This window comes from Thermanaeromonas sp. (genome assembly GCF_021890735.1).
Classification (GTDB): Bacteria; Bacillota; DSM-521; order Neomoorellales; family Neomoorellaceae; genus Thermanaeromonas.
The window spans coordinates 58,530-74,054 of record NZ_JAKKUR010000005.1; the positions used below are offsets into that span (position 1 = coordinate 58,530).

General features: G+C 47.4%; 11 protein-coding genes. 6 read left to right on the forward strand and 5 right to left on the reverse strand.

The annotated features are described in order from the left end of the window. Positions 1–25 precede the first annotated feature (25 nt). The 6 genes from fusA (at position 26) to L5656_RS02165 (ending at position 11,792) form a co-directional block, all read left to right on the forward strand. Complete coding sequence (fusA, locus tag L5656_RS02140) at positions 26–2,068, forward strand: elongation factor G (RefSeq protein ID WP_297198354.1); 2,043 nt, start codon at positions 26–28, stop codon at positions 2,066–2,068. Further along, a complete protein-coding gene (gene addB / locus L5656_RS02145; protein WP_297198357.1) occupies positions 2,065–5,517 on the forward strand; it encodes a helicase-exonuclease AddAB subunit AddB in 3,453 nt (1,150 codons plus the stop codon). The genes fusA and addB overlap by 4 nt, the downstream gene beginning before the upstream one ends. A 14-nt stretch (positions 5,518–5,531) precedes the next feature. Next, complete coding sequence (addA, locus tag L5656_RS02150; protein ID WP_297198360.1) at positions 5,532–9,200, forward strand: helicase-exonuclease AddAB subunit AddA; 3,669 nt, start codon at positions 5,532–5,534, stop codon at positions 9,198–9,200. A gap of 104 nt (positions 9,201–9,304) precedes the next feature. Continuing rightward, positions 9,305–9,670, forward strand: a complete 366-nt coding sequence (locus L5656_RS02155) for a hypothetical protein (RefSeq protein ID WP_297198363.1) — start codon at positions 9,305–9,307, stop codon at positions 9,668–9,670. Beyond that, the gene (locus L5656_RS02160) at positions 9,670–10,563 is read left to right on the forward strand and encodes a GGDEF domain-containing protein (RefSeq protein ID WP_297198366.1); all 894 of its coding nucleotides are present in this window, start codon (positions 9,670–9,672) and stop codon (positions 10,561–10,563) included. Before L5656_RS02155 ends, L5656_RS02160 begins: the two co-directional genes overlap by 1 nt. 14 nt (positions 10,564–10,577) lie before the next feature. Next, positions 10,578–11,792, forward strand: coding sequence for a DNA recombination protein RmuC (locus L5656_RS02165; RefSeq protein WP_297198369.1), 1,215 nt, complete (start codon positions 10,578–10,580; stop codon positions 11,790–11,792). Here L5656_RS02165 and L5656_RS02170 read toward each other — a convergent pair. The 5 genes from L5656_RS02170 to L5656_RS02190 all read right to left on the reverse strand — a co-directional run bounded on the left by L5656_RS02170 (position 11,779) and on the right by L5656_RS02190 (position 15,432). Further along, complete coding sequence (locus L5656_RS02170; protein ID WP_297198372.1) at positions 11,779–12,558, reverse strand: hypothetical protein; 780 nt, start codon at positions 12,556–12,558, stop codon at positions 11,779–11,781. The two genes, L5656_RS02165 and L5656_RS02170, sit on opposite strands and share 14 nt — an antisense overlap. 27 nt (positions 12,559–12,585) lie before the next feature. Continuing rightward, positions 12,586–13,200: a DNA-3-methyladenine glycosylase gene (locus L5656_RS02175; protein ID WP_297198374.1), complete on the reverse strand. Its 615-nt coding sequence runs from the start codon at positions 13,198–13,200 to the stop codon at positions 12,586–12,588. A gap of 105 nt (positions 13,201–13,305) precedes the next feature. Then, positions 13,306–14,103: a flagellar motor protein MotB gene (locus tag L5656_RS02180; protein WP_297198377.1), complete on the reverse strand. Its 798-nt coding sequence runs from the start codon at positions 14,101–14,103 to the stop codon at positions 13,306–13,308. Next, entirely contained in the window at positions 14,093–14,893 is an 801-nt protein-coding gene (locus tag L5656_RS02185) for a flagellar motor protein (RefSeq protein WP_297198379.1), read from the reverse strand. The genes L5656_RS02180 and L5656_RS02185 overlap by 11 nt, the downstream gene beginning before the upstream one ends. 173 nt (positions 14,894–15,066) lie before the next feature. Further along, positions 15,067–15,432, reverse strand: a complete 366-nt coding sequence (locus L5656_RS02190; protein WP_297198382.1) for a helix-turn-helix domain-containing protein — start codon at positions 15,430–15,432, stop codon at positions 15,067–15,069. Positions 15,433–15,525 lie beyond the last annotated feature (93 nt).

The window sequence follows — 15,525 nt, forward strand, 5'->3', positions numbered from 1 at the left end:
GGAACTGCGGGGAGGTCTTAAATTAATGAAAGTTTATCCTACAGAAAGCATTCGCAACGTAGCCCTAGTAGCCCACGGAGGGGCCGGTAAAACCACCCTCACGGAAGCCATTCTTTTTCAGGCCGGGGCCACTAAACGCCTAGGACGGGTAGAGGAAGGTAACACGGTGACCGATTTTCATCCGGAAGAAATTAAGAGAAAAGTGAGTATCAACACTTCTTTGGCCTTTTGCGAGTGGGCGGGTCACAAGATAAACCTGTTAGATACGCCCGGCTACGCCGACTTTTTCGGGGATGTAGTAGCTGCTCTGCGCGTTGCCGACGGTCTGGTTATGGTCATAAGCGCTGTGGCAGGAGTAGAAGTGCAAACCGAGATAATATGGGAACAAGCCGATAAATTTAACTTGCCTCGCCTGGCCTTTATTAATAAAATGGACCGTGAAAACGCTAACTTTCAGCAAGCTCTAGAGTCCATGAAAAAGCTCTTAACGGGCAACATAGTACCTCTAGAGCTACCCTTAGGAGCTGCCGAAAACTTTGGCGGAATAATAGACTTGCTGGAATTTAAAGCCTACCTCTATGAAAATGGCCAGCGTAAGGAATTGCCCGTACCGGAAGAATACAAGGAGGAGGCCGAAAGCTTCCGGGAGCAGCTCGTGGAGGCAGCCGCTGAAGGCGACGACGAACTGCTTATGAAATACCTGGAAGGGGAGCAGCTAACGCTCGAAGAGATACGCCAAGGCCTAAAACAGGCGGTAGTATCCGGTAAAGTTATTCCCGTACTCTGCGGCTCAGCTTTGAAAAGTATAGGGGTAGAACAACTTCTGCGTTATATTGTAGACTTCCTGCCTTCGCCGGCAGACAGGGCGGGTAAGTCCGGTGTAGAATTAGAAAAGGAACCGCTGGCCACGCTCATCTTTAAAACTCTAGCGGATCCCTACGTGGGCAAGATTAGCCTTTTTAAGGTGTATTCCGGCATTTTAACACCTGATACTACCGTTTATAATGCTAACAAAGAAACGGAAGAAAAAATAAACGGGCTGTTTACCCTTCTAGGTAAAACCCAGATACCGGTGAGTGAAATCAAACCTGGCGATATAGGAGCGGTAACCAAGCTTACCGTGTCCGGGACCGGCGATACCCTAACCACTAAGAATAACCCCAAACAGCTACAGGCTATAGATTTCCCTGAGCCTACTTTACCTGTAGCTATAAGGCCGAAGAGTAAGGGAGACGAAGACAAACTAAGTAACGCCCTGGCCCGTCTCTTGGAAGAAGATCCCACCCTTCGCCTCAGTAAAAACAACGAAACCCGGGAAACCATTTTAACCGGTATGGGAGAACTGCACCTTGATATTACCCTAGAACGCCTCTATTCTAAGTTCGGTGTAGAGGTAGAGATGTCCACCCCAAAGGTGCCCTACCGGGAAACTATACGGGCTTCGGTGACAAGGATTGAGGGTAAGTACAAAAAGCAGACCGGTGGCCGCGGCCAGTACGGGCATGTGTTTATAGACATGTCTCCGCTTCCGGATAAAGAATTTGAGTTTACGGAGACCATCTTCGGCGGTGCGGTGCCGAGGCAATATATCCCCGCAGTGGAAAAAGGCATCCGTGAAGCCATGCAAGAAGGCATCTTAGCAGGATACCCGGTAACCAACATCAAAGTGAACCTGGCTGACGGATCCTACCATTCAGTCGATTCTTCCGAACTGGCTTTTAAGATCGCCGCAGGTATGGCCTTCAAAAAAGCTATGGAACAGGCCAAGCCAGTTCTACTTGAGCCCATCATGAATGTGGAGATCACCGTACCCGAACAGTTTATGGGCGATATCATCGGTGATCTTAACGGCAGGAGAGGCCGCATCCTGGGCATGGAAGCCGAGGGCAAAAACCAGAGGATCCGCGCCCAAGTGCCTTTAGCAGAAATGTACCGCTACGCCATCGATCTTAAATCCCTAACCCAAGGCCGTGGTCACTTCCGCATGGAATTTGCTCAATACGAGGAAGTTCCCGCCAATCTGGCCGAAAAAATAATCCAGGAGGCACGGCAAGCTAAACAAGAATGAGCTTACATTTTATTGTTGGCCGGGCTGGTAGCGGAAAGACACATTACTGCCTGCAAGAGATACGTAAGGAATTGCTGGCCGCTCCCCAAGGGCCAGCCATAATCTTACTCGTTCCCGAACAGGCCACTTTTCAAATGGAAAAGGCCCTGGTGAACTTACCCGACTTGCAGGGCTCTATACGCTGCCAAGTTTTAAGTTTTCAGCGCCTAGCCTGGCGGGTAAGCCAAGAAGTAGGGGGAGCGGCCCGGCCCGCTTTAAGCGACCTGGCTAAGACTATGCTTTTACGCCGCCTACTTAAACGCCGGGCAAAGGACCTAAAAATCTTGCGCCTGGGAGCCTGGCACCAGCCTGGCTTTATACGCGAACTTGCTTCCACCCTAAAAGAGTTTAAATATTACTGCCTTAGCCCCTCTAAGCTCCGGGAGGCGGCTACCTCCCTTAACTTAAATAGTACCCATGAGCTCCTGGCGGCTAAGCTACATGATCTTGCTCTTCTTTGGGAAGATATGGAGAAAACTTTAGAAGGGAATACCCGTTTTGCGGAAGATTACTTGGAAATATTGGCCTTTAATCTCCTTAAAGCCCCCAGCCTTAAGGAAGCTGAAATTTGGCTAGACGGTTTTAGCAGTTTTACTCCCCAGGAATATAAAGTATTAGAAGGATTACTTAAAGCCGCCCGGAGGGTACATATAACCCTTTGCGTAGACCCTCAAGACCTGGAAACTCCCTTAGCGGAAGGAGATCCCTTCTATACCCCCAAGGAAACCTTTAAGAAGCTTCAAAACCTAGCGGGCCATTTAAATGTGCCTTTGGAACCGATGACTGTTTTAGAGCAAGAAATACCCCCGCGGTTTGCGGAAGCTCCTATTCTTGCGTGGGTAGAAAAGAATTTTTTCGCTCCTTTTGCTTCCCCTTGGCCCCAAGAAGTGGTCAATTTAAAAATCTTTAGTTCTTCGGACCGCCGGACAGAAGTAGAAACGGTGGCTCGGGAGATCCTTTATCTTGCCCGGACCAAAGGCTACCGCTGGCGGGATATAACCATAATGGTTCGCAACTTAAACCTATACCAGAGCCTCTTGGTTAACGTATTAAGGGATTTTGAAATTCCTTTTTTCCTAGATGTTAAACGCCCTATAACCCATCATCCCCTTGTAGAACTGATATGTGCCGCCTTGGACACTGTAAGCCAAAACTGGGCCTATGAACCCCTCTTTCGGCTACTGAAGACCGATCTTCTACCCCTTTCCCGGGAAGAGGTAGATCTCCTCGAAAATTATGTGCTTGCTTGCGGTATACAGGGTTTCCGTTGGTTAGACGGCCAACCTTGGACCTATCAGCCATGCTGGGTCCTGGACAATGAAAGGGAAACCTTATCTCAAATAAATGAGTTAAAAAACAAAGTCGTAGACCTATTAGGGGATTTCCATAAGGCTTTACGCCAAGCCAAATCCGTGCAGGAGATTACTTTGGCCCTCTACGAACTTCTGCTTAAGCTTAAGGTACCGGAAAAGCTTGAGGAATGGCGTCTTGAAGCTATGGAAAATGGCCAGTGGGAAGAAGCTCAAGAACACGCCCAGATCTGGGAAACCATAATAGAAATCCTTGAACAATTGGTAGACATTTTGGGAGACGAAAGGGTAGACATCCAAGAATACCGGCAAATTATAATGGCTGGTCTGGAAGGGGAGCTCCTGGGCCTTATACCCCAAGGGCTAGACCAAGTATTGGTAATATCCCTCGATCGCTCGCGGCTGCCTGAAGTGCGGGCGGCCTTCCTTTTGGGAGTGAACGAAGGTATTTTCCCTGCCAGGCCTTTAGCCTTAGGCTTTCTAAAAGATGAGGAAAGGGAATACCTCTTAGAGAAAGGGTGGGAAGTGGGGCCTAGTAGCCACAGGCGTCTATTAGAGGAGCAACACTTAGTTTATCTTGCCCTTACCCGTTCACGCGAGTTTTTAGGCATAAGTTACGCCTTGGCTGATGAAGAGGACAACGCTTTAAGACCTTCACCTATAATTGCCCGCTTAAAGGCTTTGCTACCACAGTTAAAAGAGAGCTCCCCTATTCCAGAGCCTATTACCCATCCAAGGCCGTCATTATCTTTGCTGGCTATAAACTTAAGTAAACTCAAATCGGGTGCTGACCTAGAACCCATATGGCTAGAGGTATACAACTGGGCAAGATCGCATCCGCTATATAGGGAAATCCTGGCCAAGATCATCGGGGGGCTCTTTTATTCTAACCAGGAACCCCCTTTACCAAAGGATATAGCCTATGCCTTATATGGGAACCCCCTTAAGACCAGCGTGTCCCGTTTGGAGGAGTTTAAAAAATGTCCTTTCTCCCATTTCTTGAAGTATGGCTTAAAGCTTAAAGAACGCCAGCGCTACCAATTTCTGCCTCCAGATCTAGGAGAATTTTTCCACATCGCCCTTAAAGAGTTAGCCGCTGCTCTAAGGGAGCAACACAAAGACTGGAAAGATTTAGATCTTCCCTCCTGCCAGAAGCTCTGCCAGGATGTAGTAGAAGGGCTGATACCTAAGTTTCAAAACGAAATATTGCTCAGCACAGCGCGCTATCGGTATTTAACCCATAAACTTATAGGGATAATCCAAAGGGCCGCAGCGGTCTTGATGGAACAGGCCAAGTGGACTTCCTTCCGCACAGTGGGTAATGAGGTAACCTTCGGTTCTGGAGAAACCTTACCTTGTCTCCGCCTGGCCTTACCCCAGGGAGAGCTCTTAGAAATCTATGGGCGCATAGACCGTCTAGATGCAGTCCGGGATGGAGATAATTTCTGGATACGGATTATAGATTATAAGTCCAGACCTGTTAATTTCAAGCTAGTTGATTTTTACTGGGGGCTAGAACTTCAGCTTCTGACTTATCTAGAGGTAATATTAACCCACGGCCCTCTCTTGCTGGGCGGTCCTTGCCTACCAGCAGCGGTTCTATATTTCCCGGTAATTAATCCCCTCATTAAACTCGATGAACCACCAACAACATGGGAAGGGAACGAGGTGGCGGTGGCAGAATTAGAAGAGGAGCTTATAAAAAAGTTTAAAATGAAAGGGTTATTAGTGGCAGACTTACGGGCCCTAAAGCTTATGGACCATCATCTACCCAATCCTTCTCCTTTTTTACCCGTAGCTTTTAAAAAAGATGGCTCTTTCGCTGCTCGTTCCCCGGTTCTTTCTTTAGAACAATTTTCCTTGCTGCGCCAATACTTACGGAAACTTTTAAAGGAGACCGCCCAAGGGATTTTAGAAGGTAATATAGAACTCTCCCCTTACCGAAAGGGAAGCTATATACCCTGTAAGTCCTGCCCTTATCAGCCCGTTTGCGGCTTTGATCCTTTGTTACCAGGGAATAAATATCGCCTCTTACCCGAGCTAAAGATTCCAGAACTCTGGGAGGCCATCTCTTACCACCTTGAAAATGATAAGGCTTAAAAAGGTGAGATTATATGGGCACCCGCTGGACTAAAGAACAACTAGAAGCGATCCATATAAAGGGCTGTAATCTTCTTATATCGGCCGCAGCAGGAGCCGGAAAAACCTCCGTACTGATAGAACGGGTAATTAACCGCTTACTTAACCCTAGTGAGAAAGTAGATATTGACCGGCTTCTAATAGTCACCTTTACCCAGGCGGCCGCCTCGGAAATGCGTGAGCGGCTCGCTCAAGCCCTAACTCAAGCTTTAGCTAAAAATCCTTCCTCTAGGCACTTGCGCCGCCAGCTATTCTTGTTAGAAAAGGCTAATATCACTACCCTTCACTCTTTTTGTCTTGAGCTCCTACGTAAGTATTTTTATCTTCTCCCGTTACCTCCTTCCTTCCGGGTAATGGGAGAGACAGAAGCTTTCCTGTTCCGGCAGGAGATATTAGAACGGGTGTTGGAAAAAGAGTATGCACAAGTAGAAGGAGCATCGGATATCTTCGCTCAATTGGTAGATAACTTTGGAGGGCCAAAGGACGATTCCCTCCTTCAAGACTTAATCCTTAGGCTGTATATCTTCTCCCGTATCCATCCCTGGCCAGATCATTGGTTGGACAGTGTATTGTCCAGTTTCACTGTAAACGAGCAAACCCAAAATCTTGATGAACTCCCCTGGGTACGTTCCTTAAAAGAAACCCTTGCCCAGGAGATAAAGGATCTAATCAGGATGGCCGAAGAAGCCTTGCATCTTGCCTGTACTTCCCCAGGCCTAAGTTCCTATATAGAAACCCTAGAACAAGATTTAAACGAGTTAAATAGGTTGCTCCGCAAAAGCCAAAGTTCCTGGGAGGAGCTTTGCCTTACAGGCCAAAAAATCTCTTTTCCCCAGCTAAGGCGTTCTCCTAAAACGGGCTCTGAAGAAAATAAAGAAATGATCCTTTGGCTCCGCCAGGAATACCGGGAAAAATTTAAGCGCTGGCAGAAAAGCTACTTTAATCATAATACGTCCTTTACCCTGGGAGCTCTCCACCAACTTAAGCCCTTGGTAGAAACACTGGTACACTTAGTACGAACCTTTGGAAAAGCTTATCAAGAAGCCAAGGAAGCTCAAGGGCTGGTTGACTTCCACGACCTGGAGCACTATGCCTTAAATCTCCTCTTAGCTCCTTCATCTACCCCCGAAAACCTCATACCTTCTGCCCTGGCTTGTGAGCTTAAGGAAAACTTCGTGGAAGTATTAGTAGACGAATACCAAGATATTAATCCTTTACAAGATATCATCCTACAGCTAGTTTCCCGCCAGGGCAGCGGCCAAGGAAATCTTGTACTTATAGGCGACATTAAGCAAAGCATTTATCGCTTCCGGTGGGCAGAACCGGCCCTATTTTTGGAGAAGTTTTTGAACTACTCTACGGATCCCGGTTCTCCTAACCGTAAGGTAAACCTAACCACCAACTTCCGGAGCAGGCCGGAGATCCTCCACGCTATCAACTTTCTTTTCCGCCAGATTATGACACAACCTTTAGGAGAGATCGAGTATGATAGTTCAACCGAATTAAGGCCAGGGGCAGGCTACCCCCAAGGCCAAGGCTGCCTTGCTGGACCGGTAGAGTTACACCTTATAAAAGGCGAAAGTTCTCAAGAAGCGGAAGAAGATGAAATTGATCATATCCAGGGTGAGGCCCGTCTTATAGCCCGACGTATAAAGGAGCTGATGAAAGATTCTTTGGTGTGGGACGAAAAAACTTGCACCTTCCGGCCTTTAAGTTACCGGGATATAGCCCTTCTTTTGCGCTCTCCCCAGGGTAAAAGTAATATTTATCTTGAGGAATTAATGCTGGCAGGTATCCCGGTCTACGCTGACACAGGGGAGGGATATTTTTCTGCCCCAGAGGTAGCCACAATACTTTCCCTCCTAAAACTAATAGATAACCCCCTTCAAGATATCCCTTTAGCTTCTGTCCTGCGCTCCCCTATAGTGGGCCTAAATGCTAAAGATCTGGCCCGTATCCGGCTCTTAAAGCCAAATGGCGACTTTGTCAGCGCGGTACTTACTATGATACATTCTCATTCTGGACAGGATGAACTGGCCCGGCGCTTAACCGAGTTTTGGCATAAGCTAGAATACTGGCGCACCCTGGCTAGACGCGGAAGACTTGCCGACCTTCTCTGGAGGATCTATCGTGAGACGGGCTATTACGACTTCGTAGGCGCGTTACCCGGGGGTGAGCAACGGCAAGCCAACCTTCAAGCCTTGATAATTAGAGCAGAACAATACGAAAAAACCTCCTGGCGGGGCCTCGGAGGGTTTCTACGCTTTGTAGAGCGTTTACAAGAAAAAGGGGCCGATCTAGCTAAGGCCCAGCCTTTAAGTGAAAAGGACAATGTGGTACGCCTAATGAGCATCCATAAAAGCAAAGGTTTAGAATTCCCGGTGGTTATAGTAGCAGGACTGGGGAGCCAATTTAATTTTAAAGACTTGTATCAAAATATCCTTGTACACAAGGACTTAGGGGTAGGTATCGAGATCGTTGAACCGGAAAAACGCCTAGTTTATCCTACTTTAATGTATTTAGCTACCCGCAGCCGGCTACATAGAGAAGCCCTGGCCGAAGAGCTGCGGATACTTTATGTAGCCCTTACCCGCGCCAAAGAAAAGCTTATCCTGGTGGGTTCTGTACGCGGGTGGGAAGGAAAGATCCGTACCTGGTGCCGCTGGGCTGCTTTTAAGGATATCCAGTTCCCCAGCACCATGCTCCTTGAAGCTAAGAACTATCTTGACTGGATAGTACCTGCCGTGGCTCGCCATCGAGACGGGGAACCCTTAAGGCAAGAAGCAGGTGGAGAAAGCTTAGCTTGTTCTCCCTTGGCGAAAGATCCTTCTTCCTGGCAAATATCGATATGGTCTCCCCAGGATCTTCCCGGCTCTCTAGAACAAGAACCATCTTCTAACTTCCTTCTCCTTAACTCTTTACAGAACCTTGCGCCTATCCCTACGTCTCCATTCTATAAAGAGGAGGTTGCGCAGGCGTTAAATTGGGTATATCCCTATCATAAAGCGTCTAGCCTACCTTCTAAGGTGACAGTGAGCGACCTAAAAAAATTGCCTGAAGAACCCTTCCCGCGTCCCTTTATAAAACGTAAGCCTCGATTTATTTCTCCAAGCAGAGACCTTTCTCCTTTAGAAGTAGGGAGCGCCTTCCACCTTGTAATGCAGCACCTGGATTTGCAGGGTGATCTTACCTATCTAGGATTATCTAAACAGATACAAGCCATGGTAGATCGTGAAATCTTAACCCCTGAACAGGCTGCCTCTGTCTCCCTAGAAAGTATATTTAAATTCTTCCAAAGCCAGCTGGGCAGGCGTGTCCTGGCAGCCAAAATAGTTGAACGCGAGGTACCCTTTACCTTGGGATTACCGGCTAATAAGCTTTACCCAGAGCTAGGGGAAGAAGGCTTCGAAGAGAAAGTTGTGCTTCAAGGGATAATAGACTGCCTGGCTTATGAAGACGAGGGGTGGCTGCTTATTGATTATAAGGCAGAAAGGCTAGAAGGTGCTCCCATGGAAATAGCGGTAACCAAATATAAAAAGCAGCTTGACTTCTATGCGTTAGCAGTGGAAGCAATTTACGGCCAGAGGGTCAAAGATAAATACCTTTATTTCTTTGAGGGAGGAATCGCCGTACGTTGTCCATAAAAAAAGCATAATAAAGCATAATCTAGAGTAAAAATAACTTGTCGAGCTAGTAAATTTGTGTCAAACTATTCTACAAGGGAAATTAGGGAAAGGGGCTTTCGTAATTGCTTCCACGAGAAAACAGTGGCTCCCTTGACTTCGATCGTAGGGCTGAAATAGTTATCAAGATCTCGGAATTCGAAATACCACCAGTCCAGGATGTGCTCCTGGTGGGAAAAAAGGCTCCTGTAGGACCGGAAGCTGTAAGGCGCATGGTGGATGCTGTATCTCCCGAGCAGTACGAAGTAGTAGAGGTAGATCACGACATCTTTGAGGCTATAGTAATAAAAAAGTCTCTCCTAAAGCTTATCCCTAAGGAAAAACTCCTACCCCTTATTATGGAGGAAGGCAGCCGTATAGCTGATGAACAGATGGTAATGAAGGCCCAGGTAAGGATTTCCATCCATGTCCGGAGGGCGGTGACCTTTTAGTGCTGTCCATAAGGCACCTCCTCAGCGAAAAGCTCTATACTATCCCTTCTTCGGCCAGCGTCCGTTTGGCTGCCGCCATTATGGAGCAACACCATATTGGTTGCCTTCCCGTAGTAGATGAAGGTAAACTGGTCGGGATCATCACTTCCCGAGATATTAGGCGCTCCCACCCCAATAGGCTTGTGGCCGACGCTATGACCAAAAAAGTAATCACTATCCGACCATCTGCCTCCCTGTGGGAGGCCTATAATCTTCTTCTGCAGCATCAGATCGAGCGGCTAGTAGTGGCTGATGGAGGAACTGTTCTAGGGGTTATTACTAAAGCTCAGGTAGTGGCAGAATTTGGAAAATATATAGATCCTCTTACTACTCTATACAGAGCAGAAATATTTTACCAAAGAGCAGTAGAACTCTTAGAGGGCGGCTACGAGATAGCCATAATTTTCTTAGATATTGACAACTTTGGCCTAATAAATAAAGAATACGGCCATGTCTACGGTGACATTATACTCCGCCGTACAGCAGAAATTTTAAAAACTGTGGTCGATATTAAGCAAGATACGCTATGCCGTTACGCTGGTGATGAGTTTGCCATAGTGACGACCCGCTCCTTGGCCAAAGCCAAAGAATTGGCGGAAACAATAATAAGCGCAGTAGCCCAGGAAAAATGGCCCTGCCCGGTAACCATTACCCTTTCAGCTGGAATTTCAGGAGGTCGCCGTTCCAGCCTGCGTAACCTTACCGAAAACCCGGGTTATATTATCAAGCATCTGGTCAACATGGCCAGCCTAGCCTCAGCTAAAGCCAAGAAACTCAACACACCGATTTTTGTGGCCGACACCATCGAACTTAGGGCATCACCCTTTAATTGTTGCGAACGAATATTGGGATAAAGGATAACAAGGCTATGGCAATTGGAGAGTTTTGGCTGAGCTTTGCTCTGGGATTCATAGTAGGAGGATCGATCGTTCTTATTACTAGCCTTAAGCGGCTGGAAAAGGAAAGGGTAGCACGGGTAAAGGCAGAATCTCTCCTCGCCCAAACGCAAAAATTAGAAGAAAGGTTTACCGCCTGCTTTAAATCCCTGGCCGCTGAAGCCTTAAAGAATAATAATGAATCTTTCTTAACCCTGGCTAAACAAATCCTCGATAAAGAGATCCTCGCCGCCCAAGGGGAGCTTTACCTTCGCCAGCAAGCCATAGAAGCTTTGCTTAACCCCTTGCGGGAAACCCTGGAACGCTATCAAAAAGGACTCCAAGAATTAGAGAACGCCCGTCAGCAGGCTTATGGGAACTTAAGCCGGCAGCTTGAGGAGCTGGGAAAAGCTCAAGAAGCGTTGCAAAAGGAAACCCACCGGCTAGTAAGCGCTCTCCGCACTCCCAAGGTGCGGGGCCGCTGGGGAGAAATGACCCTGCAGCGCGTAATAGAGCTGGCGGGATTATCTCCTTATTGCGATTTTGCTGTCCAGACCACGGCAAATGATTCCCGGCTTAGGCCCGATCTTATAATTTATCTACCCAATAACCGCGTAATAATAGTCGATGCCAAAACTCCCCTCGATGCGTACTTAGAGGCTATAGAAGCCGAAGAGGAAAGTAGGCGGAAGGAGGCCTTAGCGCGCTACGCTCAAGCAGTAAAATCTTCTATCTCCCAATTAAGCTCTAAAGAATATCAAAGCCAGTTCAATAGTCTAGATTTTGTAATTCTGTTCTTACCGGGAGAAGCGTATTTTGCGGCTGCGGTAGAACAGGTGCCAGGGCTTATTGAAGAAGCTATACAAAAACGTGTGTTAATGGCCACACCTATAACCCTGGTAGCCCTTCTTAAGGCTGTGGCTTTAGGATGGCAACAACGCCAGGCTACAGAAAACGCGGAGAAGGTGATCCAGGCTGGCCAGGAACTCTTTGAGCGCGCCTTAACCTTTGCTGAACACTTAGAAGAAATCCGCCGCGGCCTTAAGCTAGCAGTAAATGCGTACAATGCGGCAGTAGGTTCCTGGCAAAGTAGACTACTCCCCGGCGCCCGGCGGTTAAAGGAATTGGGCCTAGCCCGACACCAGGGAGAGATAAAGGAATTAACCGAAGTAGATACGGTTCCCCGCGACCTGCCTAAAATGTATTAAACCAGAGAGACCTTTTAGGCCCGATGTATTTCTCCGATAACCAATTTAAAGCTTTTTGTACAGAAGATACATTTTCCGCTAAAACGCTTAAGACATCGCGCAAGCCCCATTCCGAAGCATAGGGATGTTCACTGGCCAAGGTGTAGTAATACCGGCCTACCTCTAGGTAATTTTCTAGGCTCCGCGGTATCTTCTTTGACCAGGGCACTGGTCGTCCGGTCTCTTTTATATATTCCGGGAACATGCCTGCTATGAATAAAGCCAGGTCACCTACGCGCCGGTTCAACTCAAACTTATATCTTTCGTCCACTATTCCCGCAAGAAAAATAAGATCGTCTAAGTCTATACTGCTTAAGGCCCGGCGATATAACTTGGGGCCGAGGCGATAAATTAAAGTATAAGTCTGGGTACGGGTAAAAGAACTTAAAAGGTCAGCAAGATAGGAGAGGACAGAATCATCATCCAAAATTTTCTTTACCTTTGGGGCATCAAAAACCGGAAGCCGCATGTGGCCATGGCCTTCATACATATAAGTTATATTTTTTAAGTCGCGGCGTACCTGGCGGAGGAGAATATTAAAAAGAAAGTAAGGGGAGATAAAGATCAGCTCCTCTTGTTTTTCCCAAAGCTTACGGAACAGTTTAGGATCTTCTAGCATGATTTCAATAAAATCTTCTTTATCCCGGATTATTTCTTTAACTTTTTCATGGTCATCCCTTTTATCAACCACCGCGCGTACCAGGAAATCAAGGTCTTGTGGCTCCATTAAGGGTTCCCCCTTAAAGAAGGGTTTTTACTTATAAGATACGAAAGGACTCCCCCGGACGTAATATCTCAAGAGCCAATCTGTAGCTTCGCGGATACCTATCCGGGGGGCCACAACTATATCGGGCCGCGGGTCCCCCGGTAGGGGAGGATAAAAACGTATAGGCCCTTCTATGGCGCTAGTCCCGTTAAGCTCTCGAGTAATGCCCATAGCCTGGGCCAACCTCCCCGGCCCCCGGCACAGCTCTTTAAGCTTATGGGTTCCACGCCGGCGCTGCATAAGCTCTAGACCAGCCACAGGCTCCAGGGCCCTTATAAGTACCGCGGCAGGGACTTCTGGCTTATCTGTAGTTATATTAATACAGTAATGGACACCGTAAATCAAGTATACATACACAAAACCCGCTGGACCGAACATGACGGCATTTCGTTCTGTCCGCCCGCGAGCCGAATGGCAGGCTGGATCAGAGGGTCCAAGATAAGCTTCCGTCTCCACAACCCTACCGGCAGTAACCCCTTCCGGAGAAAAATGGACCATATAGGTTCCCAATAACTCGCAGGCTACTTTCTTTGTGTCCCGAGCAAAGAAATCATAACCCAGGGGAACTTGCTCCCAGGGATATAAATCCACCCCAACCTTCATCCTTTCTCCACCGTTCTAAAAAGTTTTTCCACCCCTTATAAGTTAGCCTTATACCGCCCGCCCGGCCAGACAATTTCGAGGCCTTTTCTAAAAAGGCTTTCTGCCCTATAAACTAGCCTTATCCCCCTGTTGGTGAGGCTCTACAGCATTAAACTTCTCTTTTAATATTACTATATCAACTCGCCGGTTCCTGGCCATGTTTGCTTCAGAATCGTTGGGTACCAAGGGGCGAAACTCACCGTAACTGGTAGCTGAAAGCCGCTCCGGACTAATACCGCTCTCATCAACTAGCACATGCAAGACAGTTAGGGCCCGGGCGGCAGCTAGCTCCCAATTCGTCCGGAAATTAATGTTATGGACGGGGAGATTATCTGTATGACCCTCGATGCGTAAGTAGTTAGGTAATGGAGCCAGCATCTTCCCCACTTGGGTTATTAATTCTCGCGCCTTAGGCGTTAGCTCCGCAGAACCCTTGGGGAAAAGTACGGTCTCTGCCATCCTCACCACTACGCCCCGCTCCTCCTGGCTTATCATAATCTGTTGGCCCAAGCCAGAAGCAGCCACTAATTTACCTAACTCCTGAGCCACCCGCTCCAAACTATGGCTGCCAGCACCTTCTCCTTGTTCACTTCCACTCCCTGCATTTTCCTGAGGTACATAAAGCACTCCTGACATCTCCGGCACTATACTTGACCCGCTTTCCTGGAAAATCCCTGAGGGCGGCGAACCTATTAACGCCTGGGTCAAAGAATGGGCCAGGGCGGCCAGCTTTTTGGAGTTCGTGTCACTTATTGCATACATTACGACAAAAAAAATCATGAGCAAGGTTATAAGGTCCGAATAAGTAAGAAGCCATCTTTCTTTATTATCGTGACCCTCTTCTGTTACCCTTTTATGTCTCACTACCCTGGGCCTCCTTTAGCGGCTGCTTTTGCAGTTCCTGCTGTTTACTCGGAGACAGGAAAGCTAGTAGCGCTGTGCGCAGGGCAGTAGGACTCTTCCCTGCCTGGATAGCTAGCACTCCTTCTTTAACCAATTCCTGGTAAATTCGCTCCTTATCCGACTTTGTTTTGAGCTTGGCTGCCAAGGGTAACCATATGAGGTTGGCAGTTGAAACACCGTAAAGCGTAGCCACGAAAGCCAAAGCTATCGAGGGGCCTAGCTTATCGGGGGTGCTAATATTGCTTAAAACATGTATAAGCCCCATTACAGTTCCTATAATACCCATAGTCGGGGCATAGCCACCGGCTGCTTCGAATATCTTAATTCCTTTAGCGTGCCGTTCTGAGGTTGTATATATGTACTGTTCCAGTATAGCACGCGTATATTCCGGGTCTGTGCCGTCTACCACTAATTGGAGGGCTGTACGGAAAAAGGGTTCGCTTATGCCGTCAAGTAGCTTTTCAAGCCCCGGAAATCCTTCTCTGCGGGCTACAACAGCATAGTTAGCAAGGCTCTCAATGGTTTCCAGAAGATCGTATTTTCGATTCATTAAAGCAGCCTTAAACAGCCCTGGAAGAGAACGGATTTCCTCCAGGCTTAACCCAATTAGAGTTGCCCCGATAGTACCTCCAAATACGATAAGAAAAGGAGATACGCCTATCAGAGCTACTAGCTCGCCTCCTTCCAAGATAAATGCCACAAGCAAAGAACCGAAGCCGATAGCCATGCCGAGGAAAACCGGGAGATCCAAGGCGAAAGTCTACCTCCTTTTACTAAGTTCCTTTGCGGGTCCCATAGTTAATTCTTCGACATCTTTCTTCTAATTTCCTCCGCAATTTGTCTAATCTGGTGCCTCGTTACGCTCCCGGTATTGGTCCCTACAAGGACCGATCTGAGAGATTCTTGGGTTATAGGGGCAAAAATCTATTCCTTAGGCTTTTGTAAGCTCCTAATACCTCTAATAACATCGTGTAGCTGTCTTACTAAAGGTTGCGGAAAATGTTTTATTTCCTGTATAAATTCTGCTATATCCGGACGCTTGGTCAAAAGATCAACAGTTTCTGTAACCTCTTTAGGTATTACTTCTGATAATTCTTTTTCGTCCAGCAATAGGTAGGCTACAGGTACCTCATAAACTTCGGCTAGCAGGCGAAGTACATCGTAAGACGGTTTACGTATCCCGCGCTCGTAACCGGAAATAGTAGTAGCGTGAAGCCCTGTCATCTCCTCAACATCTTTTAAGGTTAAATGCCTCCTTTGACGATAAAATCGTAAGCGTTGTCCTAACATAAATGGATACCTCCTTGACAGTTAGATATTTTGTCGATATACTTTGTAATGAGATGATGTAATGCATATGTTGGTAAAATAGCGAGTAAATTT

Excerpts from the sequence above, each read along its gene's own strand:
- fusA (WP_297198354.1), top strand. The coding sequence starts at position 26 with ATGAAAGTTTATCCTACAGAAAGCATTCGCAACGTAGCCCTAGTAGCC.
- addB (WP_297198357.1), top strand. The coding sequence starts at position 2,065 with ATGAGCTTACATTTTATTGTTGGCCGGGCTGGTAGCGGAAAGACACAT.
- addA (WP_297198360.1), top strand. The coding sequence starts at position 5,532 with ATGGGCACCCGCTGGACTAAAGAACAACTAGAAGCGATCCATATAAAG.
- L5656_RS02165 (WP_297198369.1), top strand. The coding sequence starts at position 10,578 with ATGGCAATTGGAGAGTTTTGGCTGAGCTTTGCTCTGGGATTCATAGTA.
- L5656_RS02170 (WP_297198372.1), bottom strand. The coding sequence starts at position 12,558 with ATGGAGCCACAAGACCTTGATTTCCTGGTACGCGCGGTGGTTGATAAA.
- L5656_RS02175 (WP_297198374.1), bottom strand. The coding sequence starts at position 13,200 with ATGAAGGTTGGGGTGGATTTATATCCCTGGGAGCAAGTTCCCCTGGGT.
- L5656_RS02190 (WP_297198382.1), bottom strand. The coding sequence starts at position 15,432 with ATGTTAGGACAACGCTTACGATTTTATCGTCAAAGGAGGCATTTAACC.